Origin of the sequence: Caulobacter zeae, assembly GCF_002858925.1 — a bacterium.
Lineage (GTDB): Bacteria > Pseudomonadota > Alphaproteobacteria > Caulobacterales > Caulobacteraceae > Caulobacter > Caulobacter zeae.
Map to the genome: position 1 here is coordinate 36734 of NZ_PJRS01000041.1, position 21679 is coordinate 58412.

A 21679-nucleotide genomic window follows, 5' to 3' on the forward strand; every position below is an offset into this window, starting at 1 on the left:
TTCTCTCTCAAGCCTCCGACGACCAGCGGGCGAAGAACGACAGGCCGATCTGGCGGTCGCCCTTGTCTTCCACGAGCGACAACTCGCCCCAGTCGATGACGCCGGCGCGGCCGTCCAGCGCCTGGGTCAGCAGGCCCGACATGGCCGCGCCCGAGACGCGGGCGGCATAGGCGTTCATCAGCAGGAAGTCGGCGTCCTCGGCCAGCAGCGCCGCGCAGTCGGCGGCGAGCGCCGGCAGGTCCTCGAACAGGCGCCAGACCTCGCCGTCGGGACCGCGGCCGAACTTCGGCGGGTCCAGGATGATGCCGTCATAGACATTGCCGCGACGCACTTCGCGGGCGACGAAGCGACGGGCGTCCTCGACGATCCAGCGGATGGGCTTGTCGGCGAGGCCGGCGAAGGCGGCGTTCTCGCGCGCGAAGCCGACCGACTTCTTGGAAGCGTCGACGTGGGTGACGTGCGCCCCGGCCGCCGCGCAGACGAGGCTCGCCACGCCCGTATAGCCGAACAGGTTCAGGATCTTGGGCTGGCGGCCGCGCGCCTTGATGAAGGCGCGAACGCGTTCGTCCTGCCAGGCCCAGTTGGCGGCCTGCTCGGGGAAGAAGGCCAAGTGGCGGAACGGCGTGAACTGGCAGTGAAATTTCGCTTCGCCCCAAGCCAGGTCGAACTTTTCGATCGGCTTGCCGCGGAAGCGCCAGCGACCGGCCTCGTCCTCGTCGGAGGGATCGAACACGGCGTCTGCCTCGTCCCAGGCGCTGGCGGGCAGGCGCGGCTCCCAGAAGCACTGGGGTTCCGGGCGGACGACGGTGTAGCGGCCGTAGCGCTCCAGCTTCTTGCCGCGCCCGCTGTCGAGCAGGGCGTAGTCGGCCCAGCCGGTGGTGCGCATGACGAGGGGAGAGGCGGCGATGGTCGGGTGCATGGCCTCGCCATACGCGCTCAGGCCAAGCGTCGTCCAGCCCGAGGCGCATGCGGGGTCTTGTCCCAGTGGTGCGGACGGCGCACGAACTGCCACAGCGCATGGCATCCGGCCCAACCTTGCAACAGCCAGATCAGGGGCAGGCCCAGCAGGTCCAGCGCCTTGGCCCGGCCGCCCGCGCGCTGTCTGCCGACCGCGGCGGCGATGGCCGAACCCATCCAGGCGTAGCCGAAGAGCACCAGGCCCGCTCCGTCGAGCACGGCCTGGCCGTCCGGCGCCAGGTCCAGCAGGATCATCAGCACCACCCCCGCGAAGATCGGTGCGTGCAGGTGCGTGGAGACCAGCGACAGGAAGAGGGTCAGGAACAGCGCCAGGGCCACGCGTGGCCGTCGGGCGGCCGGGCCGCGCAGATGCACGAGCAGAGTCGCCAGGTGCCCCTTGATCCAGCGCGCCCGCTGCGGCCGCCAGGCCTTCCAGGTGGTCGGGGCGGTTTCCAGCGTCGGCCGGTCGATGACGTCGAGCCCGTAGCCAGCCGCCGCCAGCCGAAAGCCGACGTCGGCGTCTTCGGTCACATTGAAGGCGTCCCACCCGCCGACGGCGCGCAGGGGCCCGGTCTTGAAGTGATTGCTGGTGCCGCCCAGCGGAAAGGCCAGCCGCCAGCGGGCCAGGGCCGGCAGCAGCACTTCGAAGTGGGCGGCGTACTCCTGCTGGAACTGGCGGGGCAGAAGGCCCGAAATGGCCGGAATCTCGATCCTCAGCGGCGCCTGCAGGCACGCCAGCGGCGCTGGACCCGCGGCGAAGCGGGCGGCGGCCTCGCGCAGTTGGCCCGGATCGGGCGCGTCCTCGGCGTCATAGATGACGAGCAATTCGCCGCGCGCCCGCTCCAGGGCGTGGTTGCAGGCCTTTGGCTTCGTCTTGGGGCCGCTCGGCGGCACGATCAGCACCTGGACGAAGGCCGGCAGGTCCAGCGCGTAAAAGGCCGCGATGGTCTCGGCGTCGTCGGCTTCCAGCACGACCAGGGCCTGAAGCTGGTCGCGCGGATAGTCCAGGCGATCGAGACTGGCGACGAGCTCGGCCGCGACGGAGGCTTCCTTGTAGAGCGGCGCCAGCACCGTGTAGGCGGGCAGGGCGTGATCGGGCAGGGGCGGGGTTGCGGTTACGCGGCGAGGCGTGAGGGCCGCGACCAGCCGCAGTGTGGCCAGCAGCGCGAAGAGCACGAGGCCCGTCCATCGTAGACCGTCAAGCGTTGGGCCGGGCGCGAGCGTGATCCCAACGCCCAGCCCCAAGCCTGCCAACACCAGCATGCCGCCCTGAGCGGGGCTCAGCCGCCTGTGTGCGCCGTCGGTGATAGGAAACGGCGCGACGAGCGGCGGATCTGGCAGGACAGCATGGTCCAGCCCATCGACGTGCAGCCGCCGCTCCTCGCGCGCCATGTCGCCCCCTCAGCTTGGCTTTTCAGCGAGAGCGACTCGATAAACTCAACCATAAAGTGTCAAATAGAAAAATACGCGTTCTACGTAAAACGGTGTTCCGCTTGTCGGCTCTGGGTGATTCCCGTTTAGTGTCAGGTCGGGGAAGAGGGAGGAAGTACCGTATCGTGACCGTCGCGTTGAAGAAGCCGCCCAGGTCCGCCCGCAAGCCCAAGGGCGATGGCCACATGCGCCGGGGCGAAATCCTGGCCGCCGCCGAGAAGATCTTCATCGCCGAGGGCTACGCCGGGGCGACGATCCGCAAGATCGCCGACGCCGTGGGCGTGTCCTCGACCGCGCTCTACATGCACTTCCGCGACAAGGACCAGATCCTGCTCGAGATCGGCAAGGAGGCCATCGAGAAGCTGCTGTCGATCAATGTCGCCCTGTCGCAGGAGCCGATCGACGCGGTCGAGAAGGTGCGGCGGATGCTCGACGCCTACATGCGCTTCGCCTTCGACAATCCCAACACCTACCAGCTGGTGTTCTGCGGCTCGAACGAGGCGATCTCGATCGAGAAGCAGCAGGCGGTGTCGGATCTCGGCGACCGCTGCTTCGACGAGTTCAGCGGCCCTATCCGCGAGATCGCCGCCGCCGGCCGCCTGAAGACCGGCACCGCCGAGAGCGCCGCCCAGGTGCTGTGGGCCGCCTGCCACGGCATCGTCTCGCTGGTCATCACCAAGCCCAGCCGCAACTGGGCGCCGGCCGAGGAACTGATGCAGGTCACGCTGGACGGGGTGATGCACGGGCTGATCGCCGACAGGTAGCAGCCCGCGCCGATGGGCGACAAACGGTCGCACCTGCCGAATTTCCCCGCAGCGCCAGGAGCTTAGCCGCTGCGTGCAAATACAACGCTGTTCGATGGCCTGGCGGTGGTAGCGGGTTAACCCTTGGGCCCTAGAGCCCCGCCGCATGAGCAGACTTCATGTTGTGTGTGCGGGCCTTGCGGCCCTGGCCTGGGCGAGCGGTGCGAGCGCGCAGGAGGCGTCGCTGCTGGACGCGGTCAAGGCCGGCAAGCCGCTGCTGGAAATCCGCGCCCGCTACGAGCGCTACGACCAGACCAAGACCGCCACCCTGCGCAACAACGCCGAAGGCACGACGGTGCGCACGCGCTTCGGCTGGGAGACCAGCGCCTGGCATGACGTGAAGGCCGTGATCGAGTTCGACGACGTCCGCCGTATCGGCCCCGAGCACTTCGCGATCACCACGCCGGGCGTCTCCATCCCGCTGAACGGCGCCGACAAGGCCCGCTTCCCGGCGATCAACGACCCGAACGTCACCGAGGTGAACCGCGCCCAGCTGCAATGGACGCCGAGCAAGGCGCTGCAACTGACCGCCGGCCGCCAGAAGATCCAGTTCGACGACCAGCGCTTCGTCGCCGCCGCCGCCTGGCGCCAGGACGAGCAGACCTATGACGGCCTGCGCGCCGACCTGTCGCTGAGCCGGTTCAAGGGAACCTATGTCTATGTCACCCGGGTCAACCGGGCCCTGGGCGAGCGCCGCGACTGGGACAGCGACAGCCACTTCGTCAACGCCAGCTGGACCTTTTCCGAGGCGTTGAAGGCCACGGGCTTCGTCTACGCCCTGGATTTCTCGGATTCGCCGCTGAACACCTCGATCACCAAGGGCGCGCGGGCGGTCGGCAAGGCCAGGGCCGGCGCCTACACCCTGAACTATTCGGCCGGCTTCGCCCGCCAGAGCGACTATCACCGCGCCACCGCCGACTATGAGCTCGACTATCTGGGCGGCGAGATCGCGGCCACGCGCGGCATCTACACGGCCCAGCTCGGCTACCACACGCTGGAGGGCGACGGCGTGCGCGGCTTCGGCGCGCCGCTGGGCGCGGCCCACGGCTTCTACGGTTGGGCCGACGCCTGGTCGTCGCTGGGCGGCAACAAGAGCTTTTCCGACGGCCTGGACGACCTGAACTTCACCGTCACGCTGAAGCCGAAGATCAAGGTGCGCAACTTCTCCAGCCCCGAGCTCCTGGTCCGCTACCACGACTTCGACGACGACCGGACGGGCGCGGATCTGGGCCACGAATGGAACGCCCAGCTGACGGCGACCATCGCCCCGAAGCTGTCGGCCCAGCTGAAGTACGCCGGTTTCGACCGGGTCTCGAGCGTGCCGAGCGGCACCCCGGCGCCGCCCGCGTCGCGCAAGAAGGTGTGGTTCACCCTCGAGTACAAGCTCTGAGATCGTCCGTAGCGAGAGGAGGGCGCCCGGTTTGCGGGCGCCGCCCAAGTCTTGGGCGCCGTGCTGCTGCGCAAAAGTGGGCGCCGCCCCTGCGAAACGACCGATAACGACGGTTTGTCGATTGCCGTCCCCCGGCGGTCGGTGCGTCCCTGATCACCGACACGCGGGGCAACGACGTTCCGCGACGGGCCGCAAGGCCCTGACGCCGACGACGGGGTCGGCGACTGTTTTGGACAACGACGTCCGGAGGGGGCTCACGCCCTCGCCGGGCGTTTTTTTTTGGCCTTAAGGGGAAGAGGCATGAACACGAAGAGGGCCGGGCTCACGCTCGGCACCGGGCTCGCGGCGCTGCTGTGGGCATCGGGAACGCACGCCCAGACGACAGTCGAAACCGCACCGCCGGCCGCCGAGCCGGAAGCCGTTGCGGAGCCGGCCGAACCGCCGCCTCCGCCCGCGCCGCCGCCGACCTTCAGCGACCAGGTGCTGGCCGGCAAGCCGATCTTCGAGGTGCGGGCGCGCTACGAGACGGTCGACCAGGCCAATCTGCGCGAACGGGCCAACGCCTACACGGTGCGCACCCGGCTCGGCTGGGAAACCGGCGACTTCCACGGTCTCAAGGGCCTGATCGAGTTCGAGGACGTTCGCCAGATCGGCCCCGAGCACTACGCCGTCAACGTGCCCGGCGCGACCACGCCGCCGCTGAACGGCGCCGACAAGGCCCGCTATCCGATCGTCAACGACCCCGACGTCACCGAGGTCAACCGCGCCCAGGTGACCTGGACGCCGAGCGCCGCATTACAGGTCACGGCGGGCCGCCAGCGCATCGTGCTGGACGACCAGCGCTTCGTCGGCGGCGTCGCCTGGCGCCAGGACGAGCAGACCTTCGACGGCGTTCGCGCCGACTTCGCGGCGGGCCGGGTGAAGGGAACCTACGCCTACCTCACCCACGTCAACCGCATCCTGGGCGAACTGCGTGACTGGGACAGCGACAGCCACCTGGCGAACGTCACCTGGTCGCCGGCCGAGGCGCTGCGCCTGCAGGGCTTCGTCTACGCGCTGGACTTCGGCAACTCGCCGATCAACTCGTCGATCACCAAGGGCGCCAAGGCCTCGGGCAAGACCTGGCTTGGCCTCTACCAGGTGGCTTACGGCGCGACCTTCGCCCGCCAGAGCGACTGGCACGGCAATACGCCCAGCTATGACCTTGACTATCTCGCGGGCGAGGTCGCGGGGACCTTCGACATCTACACCGCCCGCTTGGCCTACGAGCAACTGGAAGGCGATGGAACGCGGGGCTTCACCACGCCGCTGGGCACGGTGCACGCTTTCAACGGCTGGTCGGACTCGTGGGTCTCGCCCGGCGGCAACAAGAGCTTCGCCGACGGCCTGAAGGACCTGAACCTCGGCCTCAACGTCAAGCCGCGCTTCAAGAAGACCTACTTCTTCAACAGCGACATCCTGGTCCGCTACCACGACTTCGACGACCAGCGCACGGGCGCTGATCTCGGCCACGAGTGCGAGGTCCAGCTGACCGCGGCGATCACGCCCAAGCTGAGCCTGCTGGTGAAGTACGCCGACTTCCAGCGCGAGACGACCGTGCCGGCCGGGACCCTGGCCCCGCCGGCTTCGCGGGCCAAGGCCTGGTTCTCCCTCGAATACAAGCTGTGAGCCCGATCATGACCAAGACCGACAAGACCGCTCTCCAGCAGGGCGTCTCCATGGGCGTTTCTCGGCGCACGGCCCTGATCGGGGCCGCCGCCACCATGGCCGCCGTCAAGGCCGCGTTCCCGGCCGGGGCCCACGCCGCCGGCGCGGGGCCCGAGACCGCCAAGGCGCGCCTGGGCTTCATCGCCCTGACGGACAGCTCCCCCCTGATCATCGCCAAGGAGCGGGGCTTCTTCGCCAAGCACGGCCTGCCCGACGTCGAGGTGGTCAAGCAGGCCTCGTGGGCCGCCACCCGCGACAACCTGGTGCTGGGCGCGGGCGGCGGCGGTATCGACGGCGCGCACATTCTTTCGCCCATGCCTTTGCAGTTCACCCTCGGCGTCCAGACCGGCGGCAAGCCGCTGCCGATGTACGTGCTGGCCAGGCTCAACACCAACGGCCAGGCGATCTCGGTCGGCAATGACCTGAAGGCGGTGAAGGTGGGCCTGAGCGCCGCCGGGGCCAAGGCCAAGTTCGCCCAGCTGAAGGCCTCGGGCAACATCGCCAAGGTGGCCATGACCTTCCGGGGCGGGACCCACGACCTGTGGGTTCGCTACTGGCTGGCCGCGGCGGGCATCAATCCCGACCTCGACGTCTCGACCATCGTCATCCCGCCGCCGCAGATGGTGGCCAACCTCAAGGCCGGCACCCAGGACGCCTTCTGCGTGGGCGAGCCGTGGAACGGCCAGACCGTCAACCAGCGCATCGGCTACACCGCCACGACCACCAGCGAGCTCTGGATGAACCATCCGGAAAAGGCGCTGGGCATGCGGGCCGACTGGGTCGATCGCTATCCGCGCGCCGCCCAGGCCGTGACCGCCGCCGTGCTCGAGGCCCAGATGTGGTGCGACAAGCCGGCCAACAAGGCGGCCATGTGCTCGATCGTCTCGGGGCGGCAGTACATCAACGTGCCGATGGGCGACATCCTGCCCCGCCAGCAGGGCGTCATAGACTATGGCGACGGCCGCAAGGTCTCAGGCTCGCCCCACGTCATGAAGTTCTGGGCCGATAACGCCAGCTTCCCCTTCAAGTCGCACGACCTGTGGTTCGTCACCGAGAACATCCGCTGGGGCGTGATCGGGCAGGGGGTCAACAAGCAGGCCCTCGTCAACAAGGTCAACCGCGCCGACATCTGGCGCGCCGCCGCCAAGTCCATCGGCCAGAGCGGTCCCGCCGGCGACAGCCGCGGCCCCGAACGTTTCTTCGATGGCAAGGTGTTCGATCCGGCCAATCCGGGCGCGTACCTCGCCAGCCAGCCCATCAAGAAACTCGCCTGAGGAAGGATCTCCCGATGACCTATCCCAAGCCCGACTTCGCCGAGGCCGCGCCTGTCGCGGCCCCGGTGAAGGCCCAGGTTGCGGTCGCCTCGCCGGCAACGGCGTCGGCGACGGCGGCCGCGCCGGCCGCTCCGAAGATCCCCGGAGCGGCCGGCCTCGGTCGCAAGGCGAAGGCGCTCGCCGCCGCCGTCGTCCCGCCGGTCCTGACCCTGCTGGCGGTGATGGCGCTGTGGCAGGGGCTTTGCGGCGACTCCTACGAGGGTTTGCCGTCGCCCTCGCGGATCTGGCTGGAGTCCAAGGAGCTGATCGTCGATCCGGTCTATGACCGGGGCGGGGTCGACAAGGGCCTGTTCTGGCACGTGCTGACCAGCCTGAAGCGCGTGGCCTTCGGCTTCTCGATCTCGGCGGTGGTCGGCATCGGCCTGGGCGTGCTGATCGGCGCCAACCGCTGGGCCCACCGGGGCCTGGATCCGATCTTCCAGGTTCTGCGCACCGTGCCGCCCCTGGCCTGGCTGCCGATCTCGCTGGCGGCCTTCCACGAGGCCAATCCGTCGGCCCTGTTCGTGATCTTCGTCACCTCGATCTGGCCGATTATCATCAACACCGCCGTCGGCGTGCGAAACATCCCCGAGGACTATCGCAACGTCGCCCGCGTGCTGCGGCTGTCGCCGATCGAATACTTCTTCAAGATCCTGCTGCCCTCGACCACGCCCTACATCTTCACGGGGCTGCGCATCGGGGTGGGCATGAGCTGGTTGGCCATCGTCGCCTCGGAAATGCTGCTGGGCGGCGTCGGCGTCGGCTTCTTCATCTGGGACCAGTACAACGCCTCGCGCATCTCCGACATTGTCGTGGCCCTGGCGTGGGTGGGCCTGACGGGCTTCTTCCTAGACCGCATTGTCGCCCTCCTGGGCCGCATCGTCTCCCGTGGCAACGCTGCGGCTTGAGAAGGACAAGCATCATGGGCAAGGCCTATCTTTCCATCGAGAACCTCGGCGTCACCTTCGGGCACGGCGCCGGCGCTTCCGAAGTGCTGCGCGGCGTCGAGCTTCAGGTGGCCAAGGGCGAGTTCGTTTCGATCATCGGCCATTCGGGCTGTGGCAAGTCCACCCTGCTGAACGTGGTGGCGGGCCTCGTGCCGGCTACGACCGGCGCGGTGATCCTGGACCGCGAGGCCGTTTCCGCGCCGGGGCCCGAGCGTGCTGTGGTGTTCCAGAACCACTCGCTGCTGCCGTGGCTGTCGGTGCGCGAGAACGTGCAGCTGGCGGTCGACAAGGTGTTCGCCGGCCAGAAGTCGGCGGCCGAGCGCCGCGACTGGACGCTGCACAACCTCGACCTCGTCAAGATGTCCCACGCCGTCGACAAGCGGCCGTCCGAGATCTCCGGCGGCATGAAGCAGCGGGTCGGCATCGCCCGGGCCCTGGCCATGCAGCCCAAGGTGCTGCTGCTGGACGAGCCGTTCGGGGCGCTGGACGCCCTGACCCGCGCCCACCTGCAGGACAGCGTCATGGAGATCCAGGCCAGCCTCAACAACACCGTGCTGATGGTCACCCACGACGTCGACGAGGCCGTGCTGCTGTCAGACCGCATCGTGATGATGACCAACGGCCCGCGCGCCACGATCGGCGAGGTGCGCCCCATCGACCTGGCCAGGCCGCGTGATCGCCTGGCCGTGGCCGAGGACACGTCCTACGTCCACGCCCGCGCGACGGTGATCGAGTTCCTGTACGCGCGGCGGGCGGCTTAGAGCGTATCGATATTCAAGGTTCGGGCGTGGTCCTCGTCCTTCGACAAGCTCAGGATGAGGACCATTTACAGGTCCAGCGCGTAGAAAAACCTCTTCCTGAGCCTGTCGAAGGACGAGGTTTTCGTCTCAGATCCCGAATGTCGATCAGCCCTAGGCCGGCAACTGCTGGCGCAGGTCGGCCAGGGTGCCCTCGATGTGCTCGGCGAGCAGCGTCTCCACCCGGGTCGCGTCGCCGGCCTTCCAGGCGTCGAGGATGGCGCGGTGCTCGCGGCTGGCGCGTTCGTCGCGGCCGAAGGGCTCCAGGTGGATGCGCACATAGCGCTCCGACAGGATCTGCAACCGCTCGACCAACTGGCTGGTGATGTGGCCGCCGGGCCGGACCAGGGCCATGTGGAAGGCGCGGTTGCAGGTCACGGGGTCGCCCTGCGGCTTGCCCAGTTCCGCCTCCAGCGCCGCCAGCGCCGTTTCGGCCCGCAGGTGGTCGTCGGGAACCGCGTTCAGGGCGGCGTCGGCCGCCGCGCCCGGTTCCAGCTTCAGGCGCAGGGCGAAGACCTCGCTGGCCTCCTGCGTCGAGGCCTGGCGCACCACGTAGCCCTTGTTGGGATAGGAGCTCAGCAGGCCGTCCTGCTCCAGCCGGCCCAGGGCCTCGCGCAGCGGAATCTTCGACACCCCCAGCTCGGCGGCGATGGTGTCCTGCCTCACCGCCGTTCCGGGCGGCATGTCGCCTGTGAGGATCCTGCGTCTTACGATCTCGTAGGTCTGATCGGACAGGGTGCGGACGACGATACTCATGCGCTGTGAACTGAGCCCCAGTTCGGCGCCCCCGCGCCGAGATGGCCCGTATACCAGAATATGCCGGGCCTCGGATTAAACCTCAGACATATCGAGGCGCGGGGAAAGCCGGCTAGGATGTATCCGCGCGATCGATCCGGAAGCTGACGCATTCGGCGGCGACATCGCCCGTCCGACGGCCCGCGAATCCGGCGATCCTGCGCGCTTCGACATCGACCGGCCGACCGGGACAAGACGAGGAACACCGCATGACCCTGGGCGTGGGCGGATCGACCATGGCCGCCGAGCTGGCCGGCCTTTCGCTGCGGGCGGGCCGTCCGCCGGCGATCGGCGCGGCCGAGTACGAAGCGCGCCTGGAGAAGGCGAGGGGGCTGACCCGGGCCCTGGGCGCAGACGCCCTGCTGATCGGGGCCGGCGCCTCGCTGCGCTATTTCACCGGCGTGCCGTGGGGCGCGACCGAGCGCCTCGTCGCCCTGCTGCTGCCGGTGACCGGCGCGCCGGTGATGATCTGTCCGGGCTTCGAGCTGGGGTCTCTGCAGGCCGACCTGAAGATCGAGGTCGAGATCCGCCTGTGGCAGGAGCACGAGAGCCCCGCCGCCCTGGTCGGCCGGTCGCTGGCGGAACTGGGCGTCGACGCCCTGGCGCTCGACCCCGCCGCGCCGTTCTCGTTGTTCTCGGCCCTGCGCGACGCCGCGCCGTCGCTGTCGGTGAAGGACGCCGGAGCTGTGGTCGACGGCTGCCGGGGCGTGAAGTCGCAGGCCGAACTGGCCTTGCTGCGCTACGCCAAGGCCATCACCCTGGATGTCCACCGCCGGGCCGGCGCGGTGCTGTCGCCAGGCGTCCGCGCCAGCGAGGTCAAGCGCTTCATCGACGAAGCCCATCGCGCGGCCAGCGGCGGCGGATCGACCTTCTGCGCCGTGCAGTTCGGCGAGGCCACGGCCTATCCGCACGGCCTGCCGGGCGACCAGGAACTGGCCGAGGGCGATCTCGTGCTGATCGACACTGGCTGCCAGGTCGAGGGCTACCAGGCCGACATCACCCGCACCTATGTGTTCGGAACGCCGTCGGCCGAGCATCGCCGGATCTGGGAGATCGAGCACGAGGCGCAAGGCGCGGCCTTCGACGCCGTCCGTCCGGGGCTGCCGTGCGAGACCATCGACGCGGCCGCCCGCCAGGTGCTCGAGCGCCATGGCCTGGGCCCCGACTACGCCCTGCCGGGCCTGCCGCACCGCACCGGCCACGGCATCGGCCTGTCGATCCACGAGGGCCCCTACCTCGTGCGCGGCGACGCCACGCCGCTGGCGCCGGGCATGTGCTTTTCCAACGAGCCGATGATCGTCATCCCCGGCCGCTTCGGCGTGCGCCTGGAGGACCACATGTATGTGACCGAGGACGGCGCGGCCTGGTTCACCCCGCCGTCGCCGTCGATCGACGACCCGTTCGGGTTGAAGAGGTAGGGCGCGAAGAACCCCCTCAGTCGCTCCGCGACAGCTCCCCCAGAGGGGGAGCATCTGAAGCGCCAGATCCTCCCCCTCTGGGGGAGGTGGCCCGAAGGGCCGGAGGGGGCCGCCGCAGGCGGTTACACCTTCTCCGGATAGACCGGCGCGATATCCACCGGGATGTCCTTCAGCGTGGCGATGACTCCGCGCGCCTCGTCGTCCAGATGCGCGTAGCGGTCGAAGAAAGCGACCATGCCGGCATAGTCGCCGTCGCCTTGCAGCTTGACGATGTCGGCCACCAGGTCGCGCATGCCGGCCGTCATCTTGGCGTCGTCGACGCGGAAGCGCTTGAGGGCCGGGTCATAGACGAAGGCGCCCTTGGCCTTGAGGTAGCCGTACTGCAAGGCCGCGCCCCGGCCGTGGGCCTCCTCGTCGCCCCAGCGGGCGGCGCGGAAGATGCCGGCAAGGTAGGTGGCGAACAGTTGCGGGCGCTCGGCGGCCGGGATCTCGCCCTTGTCCATCATGAACAGGATGTTCCAGGCGCCCATGACGTCGGCCTTGGCCTCCTCAGCGGTGCCGCCAATGTCCTTGAGCTCGGCCGAGACGGTGGTGGCGCGGCCGTCGACGACGATCGAGCCCGGGCCCAGGCTGTGCGACAGCTCGTGGAACAGGGTCTCCAGCGTCATGTACTTCTGGCTGACCAGGGCGGCCTGGTCGGCGACCAGTACGCGGTTGGCGATCGGTTGCAGGATGCCTTCGTACTTGGCGGCCAGAACGTTGGACAGGATCACCTTCTTGGCGCCCTTGGCCTCGCGCACGCGCTCGTCGTTGGGCAGGTTGAAGGCCACGGTCTGCGGGCCGTGCAGGTTGTCGCCGCCGCCGCGGATCTGCTCGGCCACGGCGATCGGTGAGGCCCCGCCGCGCTTGAAGTTCTTGTAGTTGTCGGCCACCGGCAGGTTGGCCTCCATGTCGCGCAGGTAGGCCTTGTATTTGTCGAGCGCGCTGCTCTCGGTCGGGTTCTTCAGGGTGACGAAGGCTTCGAAGGCGGCCTTCTGGCCCATCAGTTCGTCGGTGTAGGTCTCGTAGGGGCCGATCGCCACCTCGATGGGCGTGCCCTCCAGGTCCATCCAGGCCATCTCCGACTGGAAGTAGTCGTTGGTGCGGAAGGACTGGGCGCGAAGGGTCAGGAATTTCTTGAGGCTGGCGTTGGTGGTGATCTTGGCGGCCTCGTCCAGCAGGGCGGCGGCCTTGGTCAGCTCGGGCTTGTAGGCGACCGAGAACGGCACGGCGACCAGCTTGTCGCCCTCGCGACGGACCACCGTGTAGGTGTCCATCAGCGCGACCTTCTGGTCGGGATGGGCGGCTAGATAGGTTTCCAGCTGCGCCTTGGTCAGGCCGGCCGGGTAGAAGCCGTGGCCGGGGCCGTCGGGACCGCCCTGTGCGACCATCTGCTTGGCGTAGATGGCCGTCATCTGGTCGGCGGCCTGGATCAGCAGATTCACCACCTTGCGCTCCTCGGGGCTGAGGAAGGCGGTGTCGGTCTTCATGCGGATGGTCGCGTAGTTCTCCGGCGGCGCGGCCTGGGCGTTGGCGGCCATGGGAGCGGAAAGTGCGGCGGCCGAGACGCCGAGCGCCAGGGCGAGGGGAAGAAGCACGCGCATGTAGAAGGCCTTGCGGATGAAGCGAGGCCTTCGCTTACACCCGCCTTGGGGCGAAGACGAGGCGCAGCTAGAAGCGCCGCCGCTTCAGGGAGGCGAAGGCGTCCAGCATCACCGCGGCCAGGTGGCTCTGGTTGCGGGCGAAGGTCGGATCCTCGGCCTGGCCCGACAGGTTCATGCCGTCGGGGCGGGTGACGCTCCAGGTATAGCGGCCGGCGGCGATGTCGAGTTCGACCTGGCAGTCGGAGGCGGGCGGGGCGGCGGTCAGCATGGAAGATCTCCTGGCCGGTAAGGCGTGATCGACACCCTACGGACGACGTGCGGCGCCCTGATGGACCCTGTGTGGAGATTTCGTGCAGATGATCAGGCGGTCGGTAGCGACAGGGTGAAGCGCGCCCCGCCGGGGTCGGCGACATAGGCTGCGTCGCCGCCATGGGCGCGGGCCAGGGAACGGGCGATCGACAGGCCAAGTCCCGTTCCGCCTTCGGCCCGGCGCGTGGTGAAGAAAGGCTCAAACAGCCGGGCGGCGTCGGCCTGCGGGACCCCCGGTCCGTCGTCGGCGACCACCAGCACCACGGCCGCGCCGCGGTCGTGCCCGCTGATCACCACCTTGGCGGCGCCGGCCTGGCGGCTGTTCTCGACCAGCACGGTCAGCACCGTCTCGATCATCGCCAGCGGGGCGGCGACGGGCGGCAGGTCGGCGGGCAGGTCGCTGGCGACTGCGAAAGCAGGGGTCGAGAGCGCCGCCGCGACGGTCTTGGCGGCGGCGGCGGGGACTGCGGCGACCCCGGCCTCGGGCGTGGCCATGTCGGCGCGGGCCAGTTCCAAGAGCCGCCCGACCAGGGCTGACAGCCGGGCGCTGTCGGCGGCGATGTTCGCGAGAAAGCGCTCGCGCTCGGCCTGGCTCATGGTCGGATAGTGATCCTGCAACAGCTCGATGGCGCCGCGCACCCCGGCCAGCGGCGTCTTGAACTCGTGGCTCAGCGCGGCGGCGAAGTCGCGCAGATAGCGCGAGCGCTTGTCGATCGCCTCGGACATGGCCCGGAAGTCGTCGTAAAGGGCCTGGATCTCGATGGCGGCCGTGCGCGGCGTCTCGAGCGGCTCGCCCCGGCCCGTGGCCATGGCCCGGGTGGCGGCGCTGAGCTGCTCGATCGGCCGGGTCACCCCGCGCGAGACCAGGCCCGCCAGGCCGAACAGCACCACCAGAATGACGCCGGCGCCCAGCAGCAGCTTGCCGCGATCCTCGTGCAGCCCCTTGAACAGGCCGCGCGGCGAGCGCGACAGCAGCAGAACCCCCACCGTCCTGCCGCCGACCTCGACGGGGCGGGCGTGGTGCAGGCGCACGGCCGAGGCCCGGCTGAACAGCTCCCAGATCGAGCGCTGGCGGTACTGGCCGTTGCGGCGCAGCACGGTCTCGGGCCGGCCCGCCAGGGCCTCGCGCACCTCGGGCAGGGCAGACAGGTCGCCGCCCGCGCCCAGGCCCCGCACCACGCGCCCCTGCGCATCGGTCAGGACGATGGCGGCCAGGGTGCTGCGGGTGGTGTCAGCGAAGATGTGGTCCAGGCGGGCGGCGGCGAGGGCGGCGTCCGCCTGCGGGGGCGTCGCGCTCGACGCAGGCGACGGGCGCTCGGGCAGGATCCGGGCGGCCGACAGGTCGATGCTCGGCCGCTCCGGGCGATAATAGGAAGGGTCCTCGGGATCGGGGCGCGGTGCGGTGGTGGGCGGTGGCGCGCCAGGCCAAAGCGCGGTCGCCGTGGCGGCCAGGGCCGCGCCCTGAGCGGCCAGTTCGGCCTCGGTCTGGCGCACCAGGGTGTTCTCGTAGCTGCGCAGGAACACCCCGCCGATCGCCGGCATGCAGGCGGCGAACAGCAGCACCGCCAGCAGGATGCTGCGCAGCCGCAGCGCCGGCCAGCGCCGCTTGACTGCGTCCTTCCAGGCGCCCAGCGCGGCGATCACGCCCCGGCGCTCTGGCTTGAGCCCTGGCACGGGCCGAGGCGATATCCGACGCCGGGACGGGTCTCGATCAGGTCGACGCCGCCCAGCTTGGCGAACTTGGCCCGCAGGTTGCGCACGTGGCTGTCGATGGTGCGGTCGGTCAGCGCGAAGCCGGGGCCGCGCAGGCGGTCGATGATGGCGTCGCGGCTGAATACCCGGCGGGGCGCGCTGGCCAGGGTCCAGAGGATGCCGAACTCGGTGACGGTCAGCGTCGCCTCGTCGCCTGCCCAGGCCGCCCGCCAGGCGTCGGCCTCCAGGCTGAGGCGGCCGTGGCTGACCAGCTTGGGCTCCTCGACCGGCGCGGCGGCGCTGGCGCGGCGCAGGATCGCGCTGACCCTGGCCGTGACCTCGCGCGGGCTGAACGGCTTGACCACGTAGTCGTCGGCGCCCAACTCGATCCCCAGCACCCGGTCGATCTCGTCGTCGCGCGACGACAGCAGCAGCACCGGAAGTTGGCCCTCGGCGCGGATCTTGCGGCAGACGTCCAGGCCGTTCAGGCGCGGCATGTTGATGTCCAGCACCACCAGCGCCGGCTTGTGGGCCGCGATCGCCTCCAGCGCCGCCTCGCCGTCGGCGGCCTCGACCGTGGCGTAGCCGGCCTTGCCCAGGGCGAAGGCCAGCAGCTCGCGGATGTGCGGCTCGTCGTCGACGATCAGGATCGGCTGAGTCATGGCGCAGATGTTCCGCTTGCGACGCCTCGGGTCAACGGCGGGCAATAGCCGTTGTGCGTGCAGAGCCTGCGGACCGCGCCGTGCAGATCCCGTGCAGACATAAAAAAGGGCGGCGCGAGATCGCGCCGCCCGAAAGTCGGAGGGGAATTCAGAGAGAGAGAAAACGGTCGGTCGCGGTTAGGCGGCCTTTTCGCCTTCGATCACGGCGGTGTCGGCGCCGGTGCTGATCGGGATGCTGCGAGGCTTGAGGGCTTCCGGCAGTTCGCGCTTGAGCGAGATGGCCAGCAGGCCGTCGGCCAGGGCCGCGTCGGTCACCACCACGTAGTCGGCCAGCTGGAAGCGGCGGTCGAAATTGCGCTCGGCGAGGCCGCGATGCAGGTAGCGCTTGGTCTCGTCGTTGGCCGCCTTGCGGCCCGAGACGGTCAGCAGGCCTTCCTTGGCTTCGATCGACAGCTCTTCCGGCTTGAAGCCGGCGACGGCGATCTCGATGCGGTAGGAATTCTCGTCGGTGCGCTCGATGTTGTAGGGCGGATAGCCGGAGGCGGCTTCGGTCTTGGCGGCGGCGTCGAGTTGCGCGGCCAGGCGGTCGAAGCCGACGAGCGAGCGGTACAGGGGCGACAGGTCGATAGTACGCATAAGTGTAGAACCTTCTCTTCAAGCAAGGTTGCAGTCAGTGTTCGAACCTTCGACGACCCGAAATCGGCCTCGTCTGTGATCCGGAAGGCCCGGCTGTCCAGCGCCTTCGGTTGAATAGTTGGGAGGTCGTTTTTCGACTTCAAGGGGTGCGGCGTTTTTGAATGCAGCCATCGCCCATCGTGGCTGATGCAAGCTGGACGGGCGAGAGGCCGGGCGGGCCGGAATCGCTTGATCGACCGCCACCCAAGGTTAAGGTCCGTCACCTCGACGACGACGGAGACACACCATGCCCGCCCGCCGCCACCTGCTGATCCTGGCCGCCGCCGCGGCCCTTGTTCCCGCCACCGGCGCCCTTGCCGCCGACGCCGCCCTGAAGGCGGCCGTGGCCTCGCCGGACCGCACGCCGGCCAGCGTCGCCCGCGACGGCGCCCGCCATCCCTACGAGAGCCTGGCGTTCTGGGGCCTCAAGCCCGGCCAGACCGTCATCGAGGTCTCGCCCGGCGGCGGCTACTGGACCGAGATCCTCGCGCCCTACGCCAAGGCTACGAAGGGGACCTATGTCGCCGGCGTCGCCGACCTGGCCAATCCCAAGCTGTCGGAAGGCGCCCGCAAGGGCCGCGCGGCTTTCGAGGCCCGCTTCGCCGACGAGGCCAAGTACGGCAAGGTCAAGTTCGTCGACTTCGGACCCGTCGCCGCGCCGCTGGGCGCGCCGGGCTCGGCCGACGTGGTGCTGACCGCCCGCAACGTCCACAACTGGACCGGCCGTCCGGGCGAGGTCGACAAGATCTTCGCCGACTTCTTCGCCGTGCTGAAGCCGGGCGGCGTGCTGGCCATCGAGGAGCACCGCGCCGAGCCGGCCGACGAGAAGAGCCCCGGCGCGGGCGGCTACATGGCCACCTCGACCGTTGTGGCCATCGCCGAGAAGGCCGGCTTCAAGCTCGACGCCAAGTCCGAGATCAACGCCAACCCCAAGGACACCAAGGACCACCCCTTCGGCGTCTGGACCCTGCCGCCCACCCGCCAGTCGGCGCCGTCGGGCCAGCCGGCCGATCCCAACTTCGACCGCGCCAAGTACGACGCCATCGGCGAGAGCGACCGCATGACCCTGCGCTTCAAGAAGCCGGCGTGATCGGGCGTCGCCGTTTGGACCCGGAGCCCGCGTTCCGCGGGCGTCTTTTGGTCAAGGTCGCGGTCTAGGCTGGGATCCATGCGTAACGGGGGATCGATGGACCCAGTCTCTTCCTGGTCGCGTCGCGGCCTGCTCGTCGCCGCCGGTGCGGCGGGCCTCGTCGGCTGCGGCCGCAAGAAGGACGAACCGGCCGCCAAGGCCGAGGCGCCCAAGCCCGCCGCCGCCAAGGGCGGGGCGTCCACCCTGGCCGGCGCCGTGGCCGGTGATTGGCGCAGCAGCGCCGACAAGGCCCGCGACGCCTGGCGTCATCCGGTGCAGAGCCTGGAGTTCTGGGAAATCCAGCCCGGCCAGACCGTGGTCGAGTTCTGGCCCGGCGCGGGCTGGTACTCCGACATCCTGGCGCCGTTCCTGGCCTCGACCGGGGGCAAGCTCTACGAAGCGGTGCTCGAGGCCGACCCGGCCGATCCGGCCGCCGCCGAGATCGTCGCCGCTTACCGTCGCAAGCTGGAGGCCAAGCCGAAGCTCTACGGCAAGGTCGACATCACCACCTTCGGCCGCGGCAGCGGCCCCGTGGCGCCGGCCGGAACCGCCGACCGCGTGCTGTTCCTGCGCAACCTGCACAACTGGATGGCCGGCGGCATCGCCGAGAAGGCCTTCAAGGACGCCCTGGCGGCGCTGAAGCCGGGCGGCATTCTCGGCGTCGAGGAGCACCGGGGCGAGCCCGGTCGCGTGCAGGACGTGCTGGCCGCCGACGGCTATGTGCAGCAGGCCTATGTCGAGCAACTGGCCAAGGAGGCCGGCTTTGTCCTGGCCGGGTCCAGCGAGATCAACGCCAACCCCAAGGACACCAAGGACCACCCGTTCGGCGTCTGGACGCTGCCGCCGACCCGCCTGTCGGCGCCGCGCGGCGAGCCGGCCGAGCCCGATTTCGATCACGCCAAGTACGACGCCATAGGGGAGAGCGACCGCATGACCCTCAAGTTCGTGAAGCCGAAGTGAGCGCCCGCATCGCGCGGTGCGCGCTGGTCGCCGCGGCCCTGGCCCTGGTCGCCGGTTCGGCGGCCCTGGCCCAGGGCTCCAAGATCGCTCCGGCCGACAAGGTGTTCGCCTATCTGGAGAACTTCCTGAAGGTGCCCGCGCAGGAGCGGGCGCGCACCCGGGTCGCCTACGCCCTCAGCCGTGACGGCAAGCCGGCGGCCGGCCTGAAGGCGACGCTGATCGAGACGAGCGGCGCGCGTACGCCGCTGCCGATCGGCGCCGACGGCCGCTTCGAGCGCCTGCCGACGCTGGCCCAGCTTCAGGGCGGGGCCAAGATCGAGTTCGAAGCGCCCGCCGACGCCAAGTTCGGCTCGACGCTGGTCATCGAGCCGGTGCTGAAACCGGCGGCCGAGTACGAGGTCGCCGAGCTGAAGACCGTGCTCGACTCGACCAACGGCGTCATCGGCAAGGCGGCGGGCCCCATGGCCATGCTGGCTCCGAAGATGACGGGTTTCGGCTTTGCGGGGGCTGCGAGCGGCGTCGTGATCGGCGCCGACGGCAAGTCGCAATCCCTGCCGTTGTCGGGCAAGACGCCGATCCTGCGCCTGGCCGACTTCAAGGGCGCGACCCGCGTGCGGTTGTCCGGAACCCCTGCGCGGGTGGGTTTCATCCAGAGCAAAAAATAGCGTGGAGAGCGTCTGAACGGTGTTTACTTGCGGCCCGGCTCCGGCCAGGGTGCCCACCAAGTTTTCACGCGCAGAACGCTCAAGCGCAGAAAAGAGGGAGACAGCGTTTATGGCCACGTTGCAGGAAATCACCGACAAGATCAAAACCGCCGTGGGCGACGACAGCGGCCTGGGCAAGAGCCTGAAGTTCGACCTGAAGGGCGAAGGCGTCATCCTCATCGACGGCGGCTCGGTCTCGAACGATGACGGCCCGGCCGACCTGACCATGACCCTGTCGAAGGAAGACTTCCTGGCCATCGGCGCCGGCTCGCTCGACCCGACCATGGCCGTCATGACCGGCAAGCTGAAGCTGTCGGACATGGGCGCGGCGATGGCGCTGCAGTCCAAGATGGCGGCGCTGTTCTCGAAGCTCCGCTAAGCCATGGGGGAACCTGCGCCGCTGGTCTCGATTCCCGAGGCGCCGGTTCCCGACCACGGCCAGGCCGAATGGTTTTCCGGCGCGGATGGGGCGACCCTCCGCGCCGCTTTATTTTCGCCCGTGGGCGAAGCTCGTGGTTCGGTGGTGGTCAGCCCCGGCCGAAGCGAGCCGATCGAGAAATACTACGAGGTCGTCGACGACCTGCTGGCGCGGGGCTTCGTCGTCCTGGTGCACGACTGGCGAGGGCAGGGGCTCTCGCACCGGGCCTTGCCCGATCGCCTGAAGGGCCATGCGGCCGGCTTCCATGATTTCGTCGGCGACTACCAGGCCCTGCTGGCGGCCTTCGAGACTCGTCTGCCCAAGCCCTGGATCGCCCTGGGGCACTCGATGGGCGGCTGCCTGACCAGCCTCGTCCTGGCCCATGGCGAGACGCGGTTCTCCGCCTGCGTGCTGTCGGCCCCGATGCTGGGGCTGAACACCGGCGGCAAGCCGGCCGCCATGGCCCGCGCCCTGGCCTGGCTGGCGGCGCGCACGCCGTTGCGCGGCGGTTACGTGCTGGGCGATGTCGGCGATCCCTTCAAGCACGTCTTCCCGCAGGACGCCCTGACTCACGACGCGGCCCGCTACGCCCGCCATCAGGCCCAGATCCGGGCCTGCCCGGACATCGCGCTGGGCGGCATCACCTGGGGCTGGACCGATTTCGCCTTTTCCGCCTGCGAGTGGCTGGTCCGCTCCAAGGGCGTGGAAGCCATCACCATCCCGGTGACCATCGTCGGCGCCGGGGTCGACACCCGTGTCCTGACCTCGGCCCAGAAGGCCATCGCCGCCCGCATCCCCAAGGGCCGCTATGTCGAGATCGAGGACGCCTTCCACGAGATCCTGATCGAGACCGACGACCGCCGCGCGCGGTTCTGGGCGGCTTTTGATGAGACGGTGGCAGGCCTCTAGATCCTCCCCCTCTGGGGGAGGTGGCCCGGAGGGCCGGAGGGGGACGTCTTCAGCTTTCGAGGCGGCAGCGGGCTCATCAGCCACCCCCCCCCTCCGTCGGCTTCGCCGACACCTCCCCCAGAGGGGGAGGATCTTTGGCTCTTATTTCGCAGACCGCTTCAGCGCCACGAGCGCCTCGTCCAGGACGCGCTGGTCGCCGGCGATGGCCATCTGGCCGCCGTGCTGGCCGACCGGCGCGCCGCGCCAGTCGGTGACGACGCCGCCGGCGCCTTCGATCAGGGGGATGGCGGCCTCGACGTCCCAGCTCTTGAGACCGGCTTCGATGACCATGTCCATCGTGCCGGCCGCGACCATGGCGTAGGCGTAGGCGTCGCAGCCCAGGCGGGCCAGCTTGGCGGCCGCGCGCACCTGGCGCCAGGCCCCCAGTTCGGCGCCGTCGAAGCAGGCTTCAGGATCGGTGGTGGCGATGATGGCGTCGGTCAGCACGGCGCAGGGACGCACGCGCAGGGCCTTTTCGCCGCCGCGCGACAGCAGGCGCGAGCCCAGGGCGGGCGAGCCGACATAGAGTTCGCCGATATAGGGCTGGCCGATCGAACCTAGAACGGGACGGCCCTGATGGCGCAGGCCGATCAGAGTGGTCCACAGCGGCAGGCCCGAGATGAAGGCGCGCGTGCCGTCGACGGGATCCAGCACCCAGACGAACTCGGCGTCCGGGCGGTCCTCGCCGTATTCCTCGCCGATCACGCCGTGCTCGGGAAAGCGCTCGGCGATCAGCTTGCGGATGGCCGCTTCGGCGCCGCGGTCGGCCTCGGTGACGGGATCGAACGCCGCGTGGGTGTCGCGCGGCAGGTTCTTGCCGGCCGCCTTGTCTTCGAGCCCGTGGTCGGACCGGAACAGCGGCAGGATCGCTCCTGCGGAGGCGCTGTTGAGCTCGACGATGAAGGCGTCGAGGGCGGCGAGGCGATCGGCGGAGAGCGTCATGGGCGCAGGCTTTAGCCCGCCTTGGCCCAGGACGCTACT

At 69.5% G+C, this 21679-nt stretch carries 21 protein-coding genes; 12 read left to right on the plus strand and 9 right to left on the minus strand.

Annotation, left to right across the window (positions count from 1 at the left end):
* Positions 1–7: 7 nt before the first annotated feature.
* The gene (locus tag SGCZBJ_RS19635) at positions 8–919 is read right to left on the minus strand and encodes an RsmD family RNA methyltransferase (protein WP_101719633.1); all 912 of its coding nucleotides are present in this window, start codon (positions 917–919) and stop codon (positions 8–10) included.
* Between the two features lie 17 nt (positions 920–936).
* A complete protein-coding gene (locus SGCZBJ_RS19640) occupies positions 937–2133 on the minus strand; it encodes a glycosyltransferase (protein ID WP_240621579.1) in 1197 nt (398 codons plus the stop codon).
* A 380-nt stretch (positions 2134–2513) separates the two neighbouring features.
* Between SGCZBJ_RS19640 and SGCZBJ_RS19645 the strand changes: the two genes are divergently transcribed.
* The 6 genes from SGCZBJ_RS19645 to SGCZBJ_RS19670 all read left to right on the plus strand — a co-directional run bounded on the left by SGCZBJ_RS19645 (position 2514) and on the right by SGCZBJ_RS19670 (position 9309).
* Positions 2514–3152 (plus strand): TetR/AcrR family transcriptional regulator, encoded by a 639-nt coding sequence (locus SGCZBJ_RS19645; RefSeq protein ID WP_101719635.1) that lies wholly within the window; start codon positions 2514–2516, stop codon positions 3150–3152.
* A gap of 145 nt (positions 3153–3297) precedes the next feature.
* Positions 3298–4581 carry an alginate export family protein gene (locus SGCZBJ_RS19650; protein WP_101719636.1) on the plus strand — a complete coding sequence of 428 codons (1284 nt, stop codon included), beginning with the start codon at positions 3298–3300 and terminating at the stop codon, positions 4579–4581.
* 300 nt (positions 4582–4881) lie between these two features.
* On the plus strand, positions 4882–6249 hold the full coding sequence (locus SGCZBJ_RS19655) for an alginate export family protein (protein ID WP_101719637.1): 1368 nt from the start codon (positions 4882–4884) through the stop codon (positions 6247–6249).
* 8 nt (positions 6250–6257) lie between these two features.
* A complete protein-coding gene (locus SGCZBJ_RS19660; RefSeq protein ID WP_101719770.1) occupies positions 6258–7562 on the plus strand; it encodes a CmpA/NrtA family ABC transporter substrate-binding protein in 1305 nt (434 codons plus the stop codon).
* A gap of 14 nt (positions 7563–7576) precedes the next feature.
* Positions 7577–8509, plus strand: a complete 933-nt coding sequence (ntrB, locus tag SGCZBJ_RS19665) for a nitrate ABC transporter permease (protein WP_101719638.1) — start codon at positions 7577–7579, stop codon at positions 8507–8509.
* 14 nt (positions 8510–8523) lie between these two features.
* Positions 8524–9309 carry an ABC transporter ATP-binding protein gene (locus SGCZBJ_RS19670; RefSeq protein ID WP_101719639.1) on the plus strand — a complete coding sequence of 262 codons (786 nt, stop codon included), beginning with the start codon at positions 8524–8526 and terminating at the stop codon, positions 9307–9309.
* Between the two features lie 150 nt (positions 9310–9459).
* On the opposite strand, the gene SGCZBJ_RS19675 is transcribed toward SGCZBJ_RS19670, so the two are convergent.
* A complete protein-coding gene (locus SGCZBJ_RS19675; protein WP_101719640.1) occupies positions 9460–10101 on the minus strand; it encodes a GntR family transcriptional regulator in 642 nt (213 codons plus the stop codon).
* Positions 10102–10349: 248 nt separating this feature from the next.
* Here SGCZBJ_RS19675 and SGCZBJ_RS19680 point away from each other — a divergent pair, with 248 nt between their 5' ends.
* A complete protein-coding gene (locus SGCZBJ_RS19680) occupies positions 10350–11558 on the plus strand; it encodes a M24 family metallopeptidase (protein WP_101719641.1) in 1209 nt (402 codons plus the stop codon).
* 122 nt (positions 11559–11680) lie between these two features.
* On the opposite strand, the gene SGCZBJ_RS19685 is transcribed toward SGCZBJ_RS19680, so the two are convergent.
* The 5 genes from SGCZBJ_RS19685 to SGCZBJ_RS19705 form a co-directional block, all read right to left on the minus strand.
* Complete coding sequence (locus SGCZBJ_RS19685) at positions 11681–13201, minus strand: dipeptidyl-peptidase 3 family protein (protein ID WP_101719642.1); 1521 nt, start codon at positions 13199–13201, stop codon at positions 11681–11683.
* A gap of 67 nt (positions 13202–13268) precedes the next feature.
* Positions 13269–13469, minus strand: coding sequence for a hypothetical protein (locus SGCZBJ_RS19690; protein ID WP_101719643.1), 201 nt, complete (start codon positions 13467–13469; stop codon positions 13269–13271).
* Positions 13470–13561: 92 nt separating this feature from the next.
* A complete protein-coding gene (locus SGCZBJ_RS19695) occupies positions 13562–15154 on the minus strand; it encodes a sensor histidine kinase (RefSeq protein ID WP_240621580.1) in 1593 nt (530 codons plus the stop codon).
* Positions 15151–15864, minus strand: coding sequence for a response regulator transcription factor (locus tag SGCZBJ_RS19700; protein ID WP_101719644.1), 714 nt, complete (start codon positions 15862–15864; stop codon positions 15151–15153). Before SGCZBJ_RS19700 ends, SGCZBJ_RS19695 begins: the two co-directional genes overlap by 4 nt.
* A 177-nt stretch (positions 15865–16041) precedes the next feature.
* On the minus strand, positions 16042–16500 hold the full coding sequence (locus tag SGCZBJ_RS19705; protein ID WP_101719645.1) for an Hsp20 family protein: 459 nt from the start codon (positions 16498–16500) through the stop codon (positions 16042–16044).
* Between the two features lie 286 nt (positions 16501–16786).
* Between SGCZBJ_RS19705 and SGCZBJ_RS19710 the strand changes: the two genes are divergently transcribed.
* The 5 genes from SGCZBJ_RS19710 (at position 16787) to SGCZBJ_RS19730 (ending at position 20659) form a co-directional block, all read left to right on the plus strand.
* The gene (locus SGCZBJ_RS19710; RefSeq protein WP_101719646.1) at positions 16787–17629 is read left to right on the plus strand and encodes a class I SAM-dependent methyltransferase; all 843 of its coding nucleotides are present in this window, start codon (positions 16787–16789) and stop codon (positions 17627–17629) included.
* A gap of 96 nt (positions 17630–17725) precedes the next feature.
* A complete protein-coding gene (locus SGCZBJ_RS19715; RefSeq protein ID WP_101719647.1) occupies positions 17726–18628 on the plus strand; it encodes a class I SAM-dependent methyltransferase in 903 nt (300 codons plus the stop codon).
* Positions 18625–19293 carry a hypothetical protein gene (locus SGCZBJ_RS19720; protein WP_101719648.1) on the plus strand — a complete coding sequence of 223 codons (669 nt, stop codon included), beginning with the start codon at positions 18625–18627 and terminating at the stop codon, positions 19291–19293. Before SGCZBJ_RS19715 ends, SGCZBJ_RS19720 begins: the two co-directional genes overlap by 4 nt.
* 109 nt (positions 19294–19402) lie before the next feature.
* Positions 19403–19711, plus strand: a complete 309-nt coding sequence (locus SGCZBJ_RS19725; RefSeq protein ID WP_101715565.1) for an SCP2 sterol-binding domain-containing protein — start codon at positions 19403–19405, stop codon at positions 19709–19711.
* 3 nt (positions 19712–19714) lie between these two features.
* Positions 19715–20659: an alpha/beta fold hydrolase gene (locus SGCZBJ_RS19730; RefSeq protein WP_101719649.1), complete on the plus strand. Its 945-nt coding sequence runs from the start codon at positions 19715–19717 to the stop codon at positions 20657–20659.
* A 141-nt stretch (positions 20660–20800) separates the two neighbouring features.
* Here SGCZBJ_RS19730 and hisN read toward each other — a convergent pair whose 3' ends face one another.
* Entirely contained in the window at positions 20801–21640 is an 840-nt protein-coding gene (hisN, locus tag SGCZBJ_RS19735; protein WP_101719650.1) for a histidinol-phosphatase, read from the minus strand.
* Positions 21641–21679: the final 39 nt, after the last annotated feature.

Coding starts and splice junctions, on each gene's coding strand:
- SGCZBJ_RS19715 (WP_101719647.1), top strand. CDS start 17,726: ATGGACCCAGTCTCTTCCTGGTCGCGTCGCGGCCTGCTCGTCGCCGCC.
- SGCZBJ_RS19725 (WP_101715565.1), top strand. CDS start 19,403: ATGGCCACGTTGCAGGAAATCACCGACAAGATCAAAACCGCCGTGGGC.
- hisN (WP_101719650.1), bottom strand. CDS start 21,640: ATGACGCTCTCCGCCGATCGCCTCGCCGCCCTCGACGCCTTCATCGTC.
- SGCZBJ_RS19685 (WP_101719642.1), bottom strand. CDS start 13,201: ATGCGCGTGCTTCTTCCCCTCGCCCTGGCGCTCGGCGTCTCGGCCGCC.
- SGCZBJ_RS19700 (WP_101719644.1), bottom strand. CDS start 15,864: ATGACTCAGCCGATCCTGATCGTCGACGACGAGCCGCACATCCGCGAG.
- SGCZBJ_RS19705 (WP_101719645.1), bottom strand. CDS start 16,500: ATGCGTACTATCGACCTGTCGCCCCTGTACCGCTCGCTCGTCGGCTTC.
- SGCZBJ_RS19660 (WP_101719770.1), top strand. CDS start 6,258: ATGACCAAGACCGACAAGACCGCTCTCCAGCAGGGCGTCTCCATGGGC.
- SGCZBJ_RS19730 (WP_101719649.1), top strand. CDS start 19,715: ATGGGGGAACCTGCGCCGCTGGTCTCGATTCCCGAGGCGCCGGTTCCC.
- SGCZBJ_RS19655 (WP_101719637.1), top strand. CDS start 4,882: ATGAACACGAAGAGGGCCGGGCTCACGCTCGGCACCGGGCTCGCGGCG.
- SGCZBJ_RS19680 (WP_101719641.1), top strand. CDS start 10,350: ATGACCCTGGGCGTGGGCGGATCGACCATGGCCGCCGAGCTGGCCGGC.
- SGCZBJ_RS19635 (WP_101719633.1), bottom strand. CDS start 919: ATGCACCCGACCATCGCCGCCTCTCCCCTCGTCATGCGCACCACCGGC.
- ntrB (WP_101719638.1), top strand. CDS start 7,577: ATGACCTATCCCAAGCCCGACTTCGCCGAGGCCGCGCCTGTCGCGGCC.
- SGCZBJ_RS19710 (WP_101719646.1), top strand. CDS start 16,787: ATGCCCGCCCGCCGCCACCTGCTGATCCTGGCCGCCGCCGCGGCCCTT.
- SGCZBJ_RS19675 (WP_101719640.1), bottom strand. CDS start 10,101: ATGAGTATCGTCGTCCGCACCCTGTCCGATCAGACCTACGAGATCGTA.
- SGCZBJ_RS19650 (WP_101719636.1), top strand. CDS start 3,298: ATGAGCAGACTTCATGTTGTGTGTGCGGGCCTTGCGGCCCTGGCCTGG.
- SGCZBJ_RS19690 (WP_101719643.1), bottom strand. CDS start 13,469: ATGCTGACCGCCGCCCCGCCCGCCTCCGACTGCCAGGTCGAACTCGAC.
- SGCZBJ_RS19670 (WP_101719639.1), top strand. CDS start 8,524: ATGGGCAAGGCCTATCTTTCCATCGAGAACCTCGGCGTCACCTTCGGG.